Genomic DNA, 243 nt, shown 5'->3' on the forward strand with positions numbered 1-243 from the left:
CGTGGAATGGCTGACCGCAGACACGATCTCGTCGATCAACTTTACCCCGATCCACGCGCTGGACGGCACGATCACCCCGCAGGGCTGTGCGTTTGAACGCCACCACTCGGGCGCGATTGAGCTGCGCGCCGGCCCATTCCATGCCGGTGTTGGCGGCGCATTCACAGAAATACACGTGGTTCTCGCGCGGGAAGCGTTCGAGATCTTCGTAGGTGAAGACCAGCGGCGTATCGACAAGGCCGT

Annotated in this window: 1 pseudogene; it reads left to right on the forward strand. The window is 62.1% G+C overall.

Going from position 1 to position 243, the window contains the following annotated elements:
• Positions 1–157, forward strand: a pseudogene (locus MK745_RS19740) (sulfite dehydrogenase); the annotation flags it as partial.
• Positions 158–243 lie beyond the last annotated feature (86 nt).

The organism is Shimia aestuarii (assembly GCF_022814865.1).
In the GTDB taxonomy this organism is placed as follows: domain Bacteria; phylum Pseudomonadota; class Alphaproteobacteria; order Rhodobacterales; family Rhodobacteraceae; genus Shimia; species Shimia aestuarii_A.